This window comes from Smaragdicoccus niigatensis DSM 44881 = NBRC 103563, from assembly GCF_000380645.1.
Classification (GTDB): Bacteria; Actinomycetota; Actinomycetes; order Mycobacteriales; family Mycobacteriaceae; genus Smaragdicoccus; species Smaragdicoccus niigatensis.
The window spans coordinates 270,884-285,642 of sequence record NZ_AQXZ01000014.1; the positions used below are offsets into that span (position 1 = coordinate 270,884).

Sequence of the window (14,759 nt, forward strand, 5' to 3'; positions counted from 1 at the left end):
ACGGAGCGGGGAAACGATGTCTGCTGAACCCAAGGCAAAAGGGCAGGTCACCGCGTGCATCCTGTGCGAATGCAACTGCGGCATCACCGTGGAACTCGAGGGCCGCAAGCTCAAGACGATCCGTGGCGACAAGAACCACCCCGCCTCGCAGGGCTACACGTGTGAGAAGGCCATGCGCCTGGATCACTATCAGAACGGCGGCAAGCGCCTGACGTCTCCGTTGCGTCGTCGCGCGGACGGCACCTACGAGGAAATCGACTGGGACACCGCGATTTCCGAGATCGCCGCGAAGATTTCGACGATCCGCGGTGAGCACATCCTGTTCTACGGCGGCGCGGGCCAGGGCAACCACCTCGGCCGCACGTATTCGACAGCGTTCCAGGCCGCCATCGGCTCGAAGTACTACAGCAATGCTCTTGCCCAGGAGAAGACCGGCGAGATGTTCGTCGACGGCAAGATGTACGGCAACCACACCAAGGGCGATTTCGAGCACGCGCAGACCGTCGTGTTCGTCGGCAAGAACCCGTGGCAGTCGCACAGTTTCCCGCGGGCCCGGCCGGTCCTCAAGGAGATGGCTGCCGACCCGAAGCGAACGATGATCGTGCTCGATCCGCGCCGGACGGAGACCGCTGCCCTGGCGGACATTCACCTGCAGGTTCGTCCGGGCACCGACGCCTGGTGCCTGGCGGCCATGGGCGCGGTCCTCGTTCAGGAAGACCTGCTCGATCACACCTTCATCGCCGAGCACACCGTCGACATCGATCCGGTTCTCGACGCTTTGCGCGCTGTCGATGTCGATGTTTTCGCGGATCGCTGTGGTGTCGACGCCGATCTGATTCGCCAGGCCGCCCGCCGGATCGGCGAGTCCGAAACCGTCGCGACCTACGAAGACCTCGGAATCCAGCAGGCACCGCACAGCACGCTGTCGTCGTACCTACAGAAACTGCTCTGGATCCTCACTGGCAACTTCGCGAAGCCGGGCACGATGTCGATGCACTCGTCGTTCGTGCCGCTCGCCGGCGGAGGTGCGCCGCGTCCGCGCAAGCAGCCCACGCGCGTCGAGGTCATCAAGCAGAAGGCGATCGCTTCCGCCATGCGGAACGGTGCGGCCGCGGTCTCCGGACTGACCGGTCTCGCCACCCGCAGCGCCGGATCGATCACGAACTCGGCGTACGCGGAGTTGCTCAGCCGCATGCCGGCACCGACGGTGTCCGTGTCGACCGGCGGCAGCGGCTCGCGCACGACACCGGTCACCGGTGCGCGCATCATCGCCGGTCTCATTCCGGCGAACTCGATGGCCGACGAGATCCTCACCGATCACCCGGATCGCTTCCGGTGCATGTGGATCGACAGCTCCAATCCCGCGCACTCGATCGCCGAGTCCGAGCGATTCAAAGCGGCCCTCGACGCGCTCGACCTCGTCGTCGTGGTCGACGTGGCCTTCACCGAAACCGCACGTCACGCACACTACGTGCTGCCCGCGAGCTCACAGTTCGAGAAATGTGAGTCGACGTTCTTCAACTTCGAGTTCCCGCACAACGCCTTTCAGTTGCGTGCGCCGATCCTCGACCCGCTGCCCGGAACGCTGGCCGAGCCGGAGATCTATGGGCGGCTTATGCGCGAGCTGAAGGTTGTTCCGGATACGACGATCAAGCGTCTGCGGTCGGCGGCCCACGCGGGTCGATCGGCGTTCGCGGTCGCGTTCTTCTCGGCTGCAATGGCCGATCCCTCGCTCATGAAGGTCGCATCCTTCGTTCTGTACGAGACGCTCGGCGAAACCCTGCCGCCCAAGCTCAGGGGCGCGGCGTCGCTGTGGGGAGTGGCGCACATGTGTGCGACGACGTACCCGAAGGGCGTTCGGGGCGCCGGGTTCACCGGCAAGGGACTCGAGCCGGGCGAGAAGCTCTTCGAGGCGGTGCTGAACGAGCGCTCTGGCGTGACGTTCACCGTCGACGAGTGGGCAGACACCTGGAGCTACGTGCGCTATCCCGACCGTCGCTTCCGAGTGCACATTCCGGAACTCGTCGCTCAGATGCACAAGCTTCGGGACGAGGAACCGGGCTGGACGACCCCCGAGTATCCGCTGGTCCTGGCCGCGGGTGAGCGGCGCGCGTTCACGGCGAACACGATCATTCGCGATTCAGGTTGGCGTCGTCGGGACTCCGGCGGATCGCTTCGCATCAGTCCCGAGGACGCGGAGAACCTCGGCATCGAGAACGGCGCGACGGTTCGCGTGACAACTGAAGCCGGTTCTGCCGTCACGACGGCGGAGATCACCGACACCCTGCGGTCGGGCCACGTCACCCTGCCGAACGGACTCGGCGTCGACAACGTGACGTCGGCAGATGGTGGTGCGGGCGTCGGTATTTCGCCCAACGACCTCACCTCGACGCGGTACCAGGATCCGATCGCGGGAACCCCGTGGCACAAGTACGTTCCGGCACGGGTGGAAGCCGTCTGACGTTTGGCGTTCGTTCTCTCCGGGTAGAGATTGGGTACCACTTGGAGGGACCAATGACGAAATCCTTGATCGAGTCGACCGTGACGCGACTGTCTATGCAGTTTCCGCGGATTCCGGCGGAGGTGATCGAGGAAACCGTCGAGATGTGTCGTTCTGACCTGAGCGGCACGCCACCGGGCGCGCTGCCTGAGCTGGTCGAACGGCTGGCCTACTGGCGTCTGTCCCAAGGGGCGCGCAGCGATTCTGTTGCGGCAAGTTAAGGGATGAATAACGACCTCTAGGACACGCCCTAGAGATGCCGATATTGTCCTCGCGCCGCCTTAACTTCGGTCCATGGACCCGGTTCGGAACCCCTATGCCCCCGGCGCCGGACAGCGCCCGCCGGAGCTTGCCGGTCGTGACCGACAGCTCGACGCCTTCGATGTCGTGCTCGAACGAATCTCCCGGTCGAGGCCGGAGCGTTCGGTCGTTCTCACCGGCCTTCGAGGCGTCGGAAAGACGGTGCTGCTCAACCAGCTTCGCTCCGCGGCGATCGCGCGTGGGTGGGGCACCGGGAAGATCGAAGCCCGCCCCGATCAGGACCTTCGGCGTCCGCTGTCGTCGGCGCTGCACATGGCGATCCGGTCGGTCGCGGGCACACATCGCGACTCCGAGCGTGTCGATGAATTCCTTGGTGTCCTGAAGGCGTTCGCCCTGCGCGCGTCGGCCGACAAGGCGCTGCGCGACCGGTGGCAGCCGGGTATCGACGTGCCGGCCGTCAGCGGCCGGGCGGACTCCGGGGACATGGAGATCGACCTCGTCGAGCTGCTCATGGATGCGGCCTCCCTGGCGCAGGACGTCGGCGTCGGGATCGGGATCTTCATCGACGAGATGCAGGACATCCGGTCTGATGACCTGTCCGCGATCTGCGGTGCCTGCCACGAACTGAGCCAGAACGGCCTGCCGCTCATCGTCGTCGGTGCGGGCCTCCCGCACCTGCCGGCGCTGCTGTCGGCGCAGAAGTCGTACTCGGAGCGGCTGTTCAGTTACCACCGCATCGATCGGCTCGATCGTAAGTCGTTCGACCAGGCGCTCATCCTGCCGGCCGAGCGCGAGGACGTGAAGTTCACCGACGAGGCCCTGGACCTGCTGTACCAGGCCGCCGATGGCTACCCGTTCTTCGTGCAGGCGTACGGAAAGGCGACGTGGGACGAGGCGGCCGACAGCCCGATCACCGCGCGCGACGTCAAGGTTGCGGCACCGATCGCCGAAGAAGAGCTTGCGGTCGGATTCTTCGGTTCTCGCTACGAGCGCGCGACCCCCGCGGAGCGCGAGTACATGCGGGCGATGGCTGACCTCTCGGGTGACGACGGACCGGTGTCGACGGCCAACATCGCGAAGCATCTCGGTCGCCGGCCGGCTTCGGTGTCACCCGCGCGAGACGGACTCATCAAGAAGGGGCTGATCTACTCGGCCGAGCGCGGAACGATCGGCTTCACGGTGCCGCACTTCGGGAAGTACCTGCGTCGACAGGCGGACGAGAGCTAGGCGCGACGGTGTGGGGTTCTCATCGGCGACCGCTATCAGCGACAGTGAGCGACTGAGCGGCAGTTGGCTGCTCGTTGTGTGGGCGAAATTTTTCTCTGACGCCCTAATTTTGCCCGCACACCTCTCTTCTGATCGCTGTCCGGCTGAGGGCGTGCCGACGGTTGTCGCTCAGTCGCTCGATGTCGCTAGTAGTGGTGCGCGACGAGGGAGGACCACCCTCCGGCCGGGCGTTGTCTGACTCTTTCTAGACCCGTCTCGCGCTGACGGTAGAAGTAGTTAGAAATTCAATAAACGCAGGTCAATAACGAATTCGCATCAACCGGAACGAACACGCACGGTTCTGCTAACAGTGACGTGCGTCACACCGACACTAGAGATACACCACCGTGAACTGGGAGCCAATGATGTCTACCAGCGGAGTTTTCGCGTCTGATTTGTTCAGTCGCCGGCGTAAGACCACGGCGGCCGGAGAACCTGCAATGGAGCAGTCCGGTCGCCGGATCTTCGTCGAGGCTGACGACGGAGTGCCGCTTGCGGTCTGGGAGTACGGGCCCGCCGATGCCGCTCTCACCGTCCTCTTCCTGCATGGCCACTGCCTGCACTCGCGTTCGTGGGACGCGGTCCGGGTCCAGTTGGAACGTGCCGACCTGCGGATCGTCTGCTACGACCACCGCGGCCACGGCGCCTCCGGCCATGCCTCTCCCGAGACGTACACCGTCGAGCAACTCGGCTTGGACCTCGCCGCTGTCATGCGGGCGATGTGCCCGGCCGGTCAGGTTGTCCTCGTCGGGCATTCGATGGGCGGAATGTCGGCGCTCGCCTATGCGCGACTGCATCCCGAGATGATCGGTGCCCGAGTCGTGGGTATTGCGCTGATCTCGACGGCTGCTCGCGGTCTGACGGAGGCCGGCCTCGGACGCTACGTCATTCGACGACCACTCACGTTGGTGCGGCGTGCGGTTCGCCGTGCGCCACGGGCCATGGGCGTCGGCAAGAAACTGACCGGATTCATGGCGTTGCCGCTGGTTCGGCACACGTCCTTCGGGTCCTGGCGAGTGCACCCCCGCCTGCTCACGTTCGCGACGGCGATGGTCAACGAGACGTCGGTCGTGACGATGACGGGATTCCTCGACGACTTCGTCGAATACGACGAGTCGGATTCATTGGCACTGTTCGGCGGACTGCCGGTCGTCATCATGGGCGGTACGCGCGATCTGATGACGCCGTTCGAGCACTCGGTCGAAATGGCGAACGTGCTCCCGGATTCGGAGCTGATCTGCCTCGACGGCGCGGGTCACAGCGTGACGATCGAGCGTGCGGCGGATGTCGCGGAATCGGTGTCGAGGCTCGTCGAGAAGGTCTGGATGGAATTGCGATCCAGCGGCGGACGGCTCGGACTGGTGGGGTGAAGTCCCCGTTGGCGCTGCGCCGTTGCAGTGCCAACAGGCAAGTCCGGACGTAGCGCGTCTTCCCCTGCTCTGCAGAACGCGCACCGGTACATCTGTACTTCGGCTTAGGCGGGTCGACCGTTAACACACGGTGTGGCCCACGACACGTCAATATTCAGATTTCTAACGTTTTCCCAAGAGAATGGCAGAAATCGACGATTACAGTGCTGCTTCGATCGCGCTGACGATCTTCGGTGAGTCCGGCTGAGTCGTCGGCTTGAAGCGCTGGACCGTTCCATCGGGTGCGATGAGGAACTTCTCGAAGTTCCAGCGGATGTCGCCGGAATGGCCGTCCGCGTCCTCGATCTGGGTGAGTGCGTCGTACAGCGGGTGGCGGCCCGGGCCGTTGACGTCGGTCTTTGCCAGAAGCGGGAACGTCACGCCGTAGGTCGTCGAGCAGAAGGTCTGGATTTCCTCGGACGAGCCAGGCTCCTGGCCGCCGAATTGATTGCACGGCACGCCCAGTACGGACAGTCCGCGGTCTTCGTAGTCCCGAGCAAGCTGCTCGAGCGCCGCATACTGCGGGGTCAGCCCACATTTGGAGGCGACGTTGACGACAAGAACCGCACGCCCCTCGTAGTCGGCAAGGGAAGTGGTCGAGCCGTCGATCAGAGTCAGCTCGATTTCGCGAAGGTCAGCCATGATTTGTCACAACGCCAAAAGACCCCGGGTAATTCCGGCTCAGTGCCACGTGTGATCAGTGACCGCGGTGCGCGGGCCGAACTTCGGCTTGACCGCGAAGCCGGCCACCTCGAGCAAGCGGACCGCGCGATAGCGATGCGGCCGAACCGAATTCAAGTACTCGACCATTTCGTCGTCGTCGAAGGGGCGGCCTTCGAGCGTCCAGCCGACCATCGCGGCGAGATGGAAGTCGCCCACCGACAGGGCATCGCTGTCGCCGAGCGCCCGCTGTCCGACCTCGGCCGCGGTCCAGACGCCGATACCGGGAACCATGCGCAGTCGTTTCTCCGCCTCGGTGCGATCCATCGTGGCCGCGGCTTCGAGGTGATCAGCGGACTTCGCGGCGGCGACGATCGTGCGCGATCGCTGCGGGTCCACGTTCGCGCGGTGGTACTCCCACGACGGGATCATTCGCCACACCTCGGCGGGCGGCGGAAGCGTCAGGCGGTGTGGTCCGGGTGCGGGCTCGCCGAACTTCGTGACGAGCTTTCGCCACGAGTTACGCGCGGCGATGCCGTGCACCTTCTGCTCCAGGATCGCCGGCACGAGCGACTCGAAGACGCGGCCGGTGCGGACCATCCGCAGGTCGGGGAAGCGACGGTGCGCGTCGATGATTTTCGGATGCGCGGGGGCAAAGTCGGAGAGGTCCTCGTCGAGGCACAGAAATCGCTCGAGTCCGTCTAGGAACTCCGCGGTACCCGCGCCCCAGGCCTGCGCCCGAATGTCGTGTCGGCCGATCTGCCAGATCCGATAGGTCACCGGGCCGCTGACCAGCCGGGACGCGCGCACGATGCTGCCGTCCCGTTCGTGCCGATGGGTCGGATCGCCGCGGCCCCGACCCAGCGGCGACAGCGTCAGCGCCAGATTGACCGGAATCGCGGTGTGCAGGGAGCGTTCAGCCACGCGGCAACAATGGCGTCGTCGGCATCGCCGGTGCGGGAATGGATCGACCCAGGTAGCCGACGACGGGCCCGAACTGGTGATCGCCGTCGAAAACCCCGTCGCCGATCTCGGCTTGCCACTGCTTGCGGTAGGCGTGGATCTCCTCCGTCGATCGGCCGACGAAGTTCCACCACATGATGATCTTCTCGCCGAACGGAGTGCCGCCGAGAATAAGCACCCGGGCCGGCCCGTCGCCCGTGGCGATCGTCAGATGTCGGTGGCCAGGCGAGACGTACGCGAGTTCGTAGCGGTTCGCGGGCGTGCCCTGCACGGTCACCGCGCCGTGGTCGATGAGGACACCATGCTCGAATTCCGGATCGACCCGGAGAGCGATCGTCGATTCCGGCGCGATCGTCAGCTCGGCGCCGAGCAGGGGGGTGAACGTCTCGATCGGGGAGGTGTCGCCGGCCAGCGCGCCGAGGAAGACCCGCAGCTCACCGCCCGCCAACGCGACGACGCCAGGTTCGTAGTGTTCGAAATTCGGTGCCGCATCACGCGACACTTCCGGCAGCGCGACCCACAGCTGAACCCCATGCAGAAGCGTCGTGCTCTTGGTCGACACCTCGGAGTGCGCGATTCCGGCGCCTGCGGTCATGAGATTGAGTTGTCCGGGGCGGACGTACGCGTGCGTGCCGAGCGAGTCGCGGTGCTCGATCTCGCCGGTGAACAACCAGCTGACAGTCTGGAGTCCGGTGTGCGGATGCGGGGCGACGTGCATCCCGCCGGTGTGCGAAACATCGCTGGGCCCATAGTGATCGGCGAAGCACCAAGCGCCGATGAACGACCGCTTCTTGTGCGGAATCGTTCTCTTGACCGGCATCCCACGGACACCCCCGAGGGGAACTTCCCGAGCGGAGATCACTTCGACCGAGTTCACGTTCCCATTGTGCGCCGGATCCTGGCGGCTCGTTCGTGGCATCATTTCCCCACACCTGGCCCGTCCGACCCGAAAGCCCCTTCGCGAATGCGTAGTCAGCCGATTGTCGAACCCGGTCTCCCGGGTCTCGTCAAGGCTGGTGCGTTGGCTCAGGCCAACGCCCTCGGAACTGTGGTCCGCAACGCAGTGTTCCTGTTCGCCGCCGTGGTGTATCTCGCACAGCCGTTTCACACGCATTGGGGCAACCTGCTTGCGGCCGCGACATTCGCTTGGGGAGTCGGCCGCCTGCTCACCCTCTCGTTGTCATTCCGCTGGGTCGTGGCGGACGGCGTGTTCGGTGCCGGTCTGTGTGCCGCGGAGGTGCTCCTTGTGGGTCCCGGCTTCGGGGATCCGAGCATGTCTTTCACGCGGGCCATCGCGGAAGCCGTCGTGGTGTCGGTAGCGATCTCGATGCCGACCCGGATTTCCGCACCGATCATCGGGAGCGCGATCCTGGCGTGCCTGTTCGGGCACTGGCTGGTTGATGGCTCTCTCGATCCGACCGTGCTCTACCCACTGGTCGACGGTTTCGTGGCCGCCGCGATTCGCTGGGGATTCGTCCGTGCGGCCTTCGCTGCGGACCAACTCTCCGATGCGGTCCGCGTGGAGAGGCTCCGCAGTGAGGTCGCCCAGGCTCGTCGGCGCTTCGAGCGAGAACAACTCGCGCTCCTGCACGACACGGCTGCCTCGACGCTGCTCATGGTCGGCGACGGGTCTGCGCCAGACCGAGACCGTTTGGCGCAGCAAGCCGCTCACGATGTGGTGCGGCTGGAAGCTGCTGCGAAGTCCGCTCGCAACGATGCGCAGGTCGACCTCGTCGCCGCCCTCGCGGAGGTCTGCGCGGAGTGCCAGTGCTCGGCCCGGTTGGTTTCGTCCGGTCCGGTCACGGTCACGCGGACAATTCTGGGTGCCGTATGCGGCGCGACCCGCGAAGCTCTCAATAACGCGAACCGGCATTCGAAGGCGCGCCACGTCGATGTGAGCGTGCAGGGTCGGTTGGTCACGATCACCGACGATGGTGTCGGGTTCGCCGCGTACCGAAACGCCGGGTACGGAATCCGCGCATCGATCGAGGACCGGATGCGCCGTGCCGGTGGCGAGGGCACCGTCGAAAGTGTGCCGGGAGTAGGCACCCAAGTGCGTTTGACGTGGCCGGACGACGAACCGTCGGACCGCCCCGAATCGCCGATCGATCCGGATCGAGTGCAGCGTGGATTCGGCTACGGGATCGCGGCCGGTTCGCTGGTCGCCACTCTCGAACTAGTGCCAAGGGTCTTCACCGCGCCCGTCCCGTACCTGTGGGCACAGTTGTTGCTCATCACGCTCACGCTTGCCTCGAGTGTCATCGCGGGCCTGGCGACCGCGGGTGTGGTTGTTCGCCTCGCCGAGTGGTATGCACCGTTTGCTTTCCTCTTGAGTCCGATTGCACTTCTCCTGCTTCCGGAGCAGGGGCTCATCGGCGGCCAGAACTGGGTGTTCGGCGTCAACGGTTGGGGAGTCGTCGCGTTGCTGGTCGGTGCCGGCCGGCCACGAACCGCTCTCGCGCTGGGGTCGGTGGCAGCCACATGGACGATCGACTCCGTCATCATCCTCGCGCGATCGGATTCGCCGAACTCGGCGGCTTACGTCGGCTACATGATGGTCGCGATCGGCACACTGCAGGTGTTCGCGGTCTTGTTCGCGCGACTGTTGCGAACGTCCGTTCTGCGTTCACGCGAGCTCGACGCCGAGCGCACGCGATTGCAGACCGAGCAGGCCATCGCCGCGGCGCTGCAAGCCGACTACCGGGAACGATTCTCGGACCTGGCGCGGACCGTGATTCCCGTGCTGAGGCTTCTCGCGGACCGTCCGATCGCGTCCGACGATCCGGAGGTGCAGGAACTCGCGCGTGCGGAGTCGGCCCGCTTGCGCCGGCTCTTCGCACAATCGGATGCCTTCGACCATCCGTTGGTCCAGCACCTGCGGCGCGGTCTGGACGAAGCCGAGCGACGGGGGGTGACCGTCGGATTCGACCTCGACAGCCGGCCGCCAGACCTTCCGGTCGAGGAATCGACGCAGACGGTATCGGCTCTCAACGACCTGATCGACGGTGCCCGTAGCCGCGTCCGCCTCGTCGTGACGTCGTCACCGTCGATAGTCACGGTCAGCGTCGTGTCCGACTGCGAGTCGGATTTGGTCGACAATGTCCGCGCCAGGCTCGACGGTAGCCGCTACGAGCTCACAACCGACGGCTCCGTGGTCTGGGTTCGCGTGCATTTTCCGGTGCCGGTGAGTGTATGAGACCCGTTTCTGCGCTGGTCGGACGTGACACAATCCAAAGGGTGCCGACCTCGATGACGGCGGAATCCGCCAACTCTGTCGAGACACGTGTGTTCCGGCAAGCACGCGTGGTGGCAATCGTCGGGCGAAACGTCGCGTTTCTTCTCGTCTCACTCGTCTATCTGATCCAGTCCGCGAAGACCCCCGTCGGCATCGCCTTGTTCGGTGCTCTGCTGATCTGGTCGTCGTTCCGCATCTACACCCGGAACGACAGCCTGTTGCGCGTTGGCGACGTGGGCTTTGTCGTCGCGGCGGGGCTGCTCGCGCCGCTTATCGTGTCGCCAACGATCATTGACGCATCGATGTCCGCCACCCGGGCAATCGGTTACCCGATGATCGTCGCCGCTGGCGTGGTGTGGGCGACGCGGTGGTCGTTCACCGTGATGGTCGTGGTCACCGGCGCCGCCGCTATCGGAGACCTGATTCTGTTCGGGCGATTGGACATCTCGCTCGCCGCGTTCGTGTTCAGCTGGGCCGCGGCAGCCTGCGTGCACCGACTCATCCAGCGCGCCGCGGCGAGCGCGGACGCTGCCTACGCCGAAGCGCACCGGGCGCGGCTGCGCGAGCAGGTCGCGGCCGCGCGCATCCGGTTCGAACGCGAGCACTTCGCGATGCTCCACGACACCGCGGCGTCGACGTTGATGATGGTCGGCGACAGTTCCGGCCTCGACGCGAAACGACTGTCCGCGCAGGCGGCGCGCGACATCGAGGTGTTGACGACTGGTTCGGAGGTCGTGGATCCGGACTGGCAGGTCGATCTGGTCGACCACGTGGAGGTGGTCAGCCTGGAATGCCGGACTCCGGTGACCGTCACGCACGAGGGTCCGGTCATGGTGCCGTCGCTCATCGCCTCGCTGGTCTCGGCGGCCACGCGGGAGGCCCTCAACAACGTCGATCGGCACTCGGGCGCGAGTCGAACGACGATCGACGTCGAGCCGGGCCGGGTGTCGATCGTCGATGATGGAGTTGGCTTCAACCCAGACGAACGTCGCGGATTCGGGCTGCGATTCTCGATCGAGGGGCGGATGCGGCGCGCCGGCGGAACCGGTTCGGTGTCGAGCGCGCCGGGTGCCGGAACGATCGTCAAACTGATGTGGCCGGTGGTTCCGCCCGAGCCGGCCGGCAAACCGATTGACGTCGCGGGTGTGGTGCGCGGTTTCCAATATGGGCTTGCGGCAGCATCGTTCCTGGTCAACATCGAGATGCTGGTGATCGGCTTCGGCGGTTTCACAGGTATCCGGTCGCCGATTACGGCACTCGTGATTTCCGGACTGTTCCTCATGAGCGGGCTTGCCGTTGTCGTCGTTCGCTTCGGCGCCGAAAGGCTGCGCTGGGTGTGCATCACGATCGTCGTGGTGGTTGCGTTGTTTCGTATCGCGACTCTCCCGCCCGGCCTTCTGACCGCCGTTCCGAACTGGGTGGCGATTGCGGTCGGTTGGGTCTTGGTGGCCCTGCTCAGCGGGTGGGTCGCAAGCGGCCGCCGGACGGCGATCGCCGTCGGACTGATCTTCGGGTACTGGGTGATTCGTGGCGCGATTCGCGTCTGGCGAATGCCGACCAGCGAAATGATCGAATTCTCGGGCTACGGGATCGCCTCTGTGGCGACCATGCAGGCCGCGGCAATTGCCTGTGCGTGGGTTCTTGCCGAGGCCGTACGAGTCGCTGCGCGGCTCGGTGAGCAGCGGTACCGGATCGCGACCCACCGCGCCGTCGAAGAGGCTCTGCAGCAGGACTACCGGCGCCACTTCGCGAGCCTCACGGCCGACATCGTCGGTCTGTTGCGTGGCATCGCCGACGGCACGATGCCAGTCGACCGGCCCGCGGTCCGGGATCGGGCGCACATCGAATACGCCCGTCTTCGGCGCCTGTTTGCCCAGGCGGAGTCCTTCGAGCATCCACTCATGCAGCGTTTGCGGCCGTTGGTCGACGCCGCGGCACGACGAAATGTGGACATCACGCTCGATGTGCAGTCGCGACCGCCCGAGCTCGCACCGCAGGACCTCGAAGCGGTGGCCGCCGCGATCGGCCACCTGGTCGAGGGTGCGCAAGAGCGGATTCGTCTCGTCGTTTCGTCGTCCCTCGGGCACGTGACGGTGAGCATCGTGAGCGATTCGAACGACGCGGTCTGCGCGCAGGTGCGCGATGCGCTCGCCGACGGTGACTATCAACTGACTGTTGCCGATCGCGTGACGTGGCTTCGCGTACACATTCCGGTGGCTGTGGCGGCGTGAGGATGACTTTGCCGCCCGCCGAGGGCTTGGTTCAGACCGGCATCATCAAACAGGCCGAAGTGGTGGCGCTCCTGATGCGCAACTCGGCATTTGCGCTGGTCGCCGTGGTGTATTTGCTGCAGACGACGCGCTCGGTCGCCGGAGTCGTGCTGTTTGGGCTGCTGTTCGTCTGGTCGGTCTGGCGGTTGCGCAGTCGGGACCTGTCGCGGTCGTTGCTGGTCGCCGACGTCGCGTTCGTGGTCGCCGCCGCGCTGCTCGAGTCGGAGATCGTGCCGGTGACAGTCGCCGACCTGTCAATGGCGTCGACGCGGATGATCGCGTACCCGGTGGTGGTATCCGTCGCGATCGCACAGCCGAAGCGATGGTCGTTCACGATCGCGGCGGTGATCTCGGCGGCCAGTGGAATCGGGGATTACGTGCTCTTCGGGGCCCCGAGCATTTCGACCATTGCGATCTTCGCGCTCAACTGGTGGGCGGCGACGTGGGTGCGGCGGATGGTGCTGCGGGCCGGTGCGGAAAGCGATGCGGCGGATGCCCTGGCGCGTCGGGCCCAACTCCGGGAACAGGTCGCGGCGGCGCGGATCAGATTCGAACGTGAGCAGTTTGCGACGCTGCACGACACCGCGGCCTCGACACTTCTCATGGTCGCGGACACCGATGTACTGGATCCGCATCGATTGGCGAACCAGGCTGCGCGGGACATCGCCATCTTGACCGAGGCAACGAGCCGGGTCAGATCGGATTCGACGGTCGACCTCGTGGCATGCGTCGAGGGAGTGTGCGCCGAGTTCTCGACTCCCGTCGAGGTCTGGTCAGACGGGCCGGTCGTGGTGTCGCAGCTGATCGCGGCAGCGGTCGCGGCGGCGGTGCGGGAGGCGCTCAACAACGTCGACCGGCATGCTTGTGCCACGTCGGTTCGGGTGACAGTGGCTCCGGAGGCGGTGACGGTGACCGACGACGGCGTCGGATTCGACCCCGCGCGGGCGAGTGCCGGCTTCGGTTTGCGTGCGTCGATTGACGCCCGGATGCGTCGAGCCGGTGGTTCGTCGGCAGTCGTCAGTTCCCCGGGTGCGGGCACGACGGTCTCGCTGCAGTGGCAGCAGGCGCCGGTCGATGACGATCCCGAGCAGTCGATCGACGTGAGCCGGGTGCTGCGCAGTTATCAGTACGGACTCGCCGCCGCCCAGATTCTGGTCCTGACCGAGATGGTGTTTCTCGCGTACGGCGGTTTGAGCGCGATCGGGCTGGGCTTACCGGCCGCGGTGATCGCCATGCTCGCCATCACCGGACCGATTGTCGTGATTGCCGTGCGCGCCGATCTCACGCCGGCGCGGTGGGTGTGGGTCATCGCGTTGTCACTGCTCGACCACTGGTACCTCGCGGTACTGCCGACCCGTGAGATGTTGACGATGCAGAACTGGGTCTCGACCTCGGTGGGTTGGGCCACGGTCGCCGTGTTCGCGGGGTGGGTCAGAAGTCGACAGCGCGTCCTGGCGGCCGCGACGATGGTGGTCACGATGTGGGTCATCGACAGCGCGATCATGGTGTGGAGGGTCCCGACCAGCGCGGTCGTCGAGTACGCGGGGTATGGCCTTGCATCAATCGCATCGATGCAGGTCGGTGCGCTGTTCTTCGGTTGGCTTCTCGCCGAGGCGGTGCGCCGGGCGGAGCTCCTGGGCCACGCACAGCTCACGGCGGCGACCCATCTGGCCGTGGAAAAGGCAGTGCAGGAGGACTACCGCAAGCGATTCGAAAGGCTGACGACCGAGGTCGTCGAGCTCCTGCGTGGGCTGGCGGATCGGTCGCTCAGTGCCGGACAGCCCGCAGTGCAAGAGCGAGCGCAGACCGAGTACGCCCGCCTCCGGAGGCTTTTCGCGCAAGCAGACTCCTTCGAGCATCCCCTCATGCAACGGCTCCGCCCGGTTTTCGACGCAGCGGCTGAGCGCGGGGTCGAGGTGACGTTCGACGTGCAGTCACGGCCGCCGGATCTCGCCGAGCGGGACATCGAGCCACTCGCCGCCGCGATCGATCAGCTGGTTCAGGGGTCGAGCGATCGGGTCCGCTTGGTCGTCTCATCGTCCGATGAGCGGGTGACCGTGAGTGTGGTCAGCGACTGCATCGATCGCTGCCGCGCGCAGGCGAGCGATGTGCTGGCGGGTACGGAGTTCCAGCTGACGGTCGCCGACCGCGTGACGTGGCTTCGCGTACACCTCCCGGTGGTCGTTGCCGCGTGA

The 14,759-nt window shown here is 65.7% G+C and carries 10 protein-coding genes; 7 read left to right on the forward strand and 3 right to left on the reverse strand.

Annotation, left to right across the window (positions count from 1 at the left end; translation table 11 throughout):
* Positions 1-16 precede the first annotated feature (16 nt).
* The 4 genes from F600_RS0108315 (at position 17) to F600_RS27475 (ending at position 5,397) form a co-directional block, all read left to right on the forward strand.
* Positions 17-2,461 (forward strand): molybdopterin-dependent oxidoreductase, encoded by a 2,445-nt coding sequence (locus tag F600_RS0108315; protein WP_018160145.1) that lies wholly within the window; start codon positions 17-19, stop codon positions 2,459-2,461.
* 53 nt (positions 2,462-2,514) lie between these two features.
* On the forward strand, positions 2,515-2,721 hold the full coding sequence (locus tag F600_RS0108320; RefSeq protein ID WP_018160146.1) for a hypothetical protein: 207 nt from the start codon (positions 2,515-2,517) through the stop codon (positions 2,719-2,721).
* A 73-nt stretch (positions 2,722-2,794) separates the two neighbouring features.
* Positions 2,795-3,988 carry an AAA family ATPase gene (locus tag F600_RS0108325; protein ID WP_018160147.1) on the forward strand — a complete coding sequence of 398 codons (1,194 nt, stop codon included), beginning with the start codon at positions 2,795-2,797 and terminating at the stop codon, positions 3,986-3,988.
* Between the two features lie 479 nt (positions 3,989-4,467).
* The gene (locus F600_RS27475) at positions 4,468-5,397 is read left to right on the forward strand and encodes an alpha/beta fold hydrolase (protein WP_018160148.1); all 930 of its coding nucleotides are present in this window, start codon (positions 4,468-4,470) and stop codon (positions 5,395-5,397) included.
* Positions 5,398-5,595: 198 nt separating this feature from the next.
* Here F600_RS27475 and F600_RS0108335 read toward each other — a convergent pair whose 3' ends face one another.
* From F600_RS0108335 to F600_RS0108345, 3 genes are read right to left on the reverse strand one after another with little or no spacing between them, the layout of a single operon-like run.
* The gene (locus F600_RS0108335; RefSeq protein ID WP_018160149.1) at positions 5,596-6,078 is read right to left on the reverse strand and encodes a glutathione peroxidase; all 483 of its coding nucleotides are present in this window, start codon (positions 6,076-6,078) and stop codon (positions 5,596-5,598) included.
* A 39-nt stretch (positions 6,079-6,117) separates the two neighbouring features.
* Positions 6,118-7,020 (reverse strand): DNA-3-methyladenine glycosylase family protein, encoded by a 903-nt coding sequence (locus F600_RS0108340; RefSeq protein ID WP_018160150.1) that lies wholly within the window; start codon positions 7,018-7,020, stop codon positions 6,118-6,120.
* Positions 7,013-7,981 carry a pirin family protein gene (locus F600_RS0108345; RefSeq protein ID WP_018160151.1) on the reverse strand — a complete coding sequence of 323 codons (969 nt, stop codon included), beginning with the start codon at positions 7,979-7,981 and terminating at the stop codon, positions 7,013-7,015. Before F600_RS0108345 ends, F600_RS0108340 begins: the two co-directional genes overlap by 8 nt.
* 42 nt (positions 7,982-8,023) lie before the next feature.
* Here F600_RS0108345 and F600_RS0108350 point away from each other — a divergent pair, with 42 nt between their 5' ends.
* The 3 genes from F600_RS0108350 to F600_RS30235 are packed head-to-tail and all read left to right on the forward strand — an operon-like array spanning position 8,024 to position 14,759.
* Positions 8,024-10,255 carry an ATP-binding protein gene (locus tag F600_RS0108350; RefSeq protein ID WP_018160152.1) on the forward strand — a complete coding sequence of 744 codons (2,232 nt, stop codon included), beginning with the start codon at positions 8,024-8,026 and terminating at the stop codon, positions 10,253-10,255.
* A gap of 41 nt (positions 10,256-10,296) precedes the next feature.
* Positions 10,297-12,525 (forward strand): ATP-binding protein, encoded by a 2,229-nt coding sequence (locus tag F600_RS0108355; RefSeq protein ID WP_018160153.1) that lies wholly within the window; start codon positions 10,297-10,299, stop codon positions 12,523-12,525.
* Positions 12,526-12,527: 2 nt separating this feature from the next.
* Entirely contained in the window at positions 12,528-14,759 is a 2,232-nt protein-coding gene (locus F600_RS30235; RefSeq protein WP_018160154.1) for an ATP-binding protein, read from the forward strand.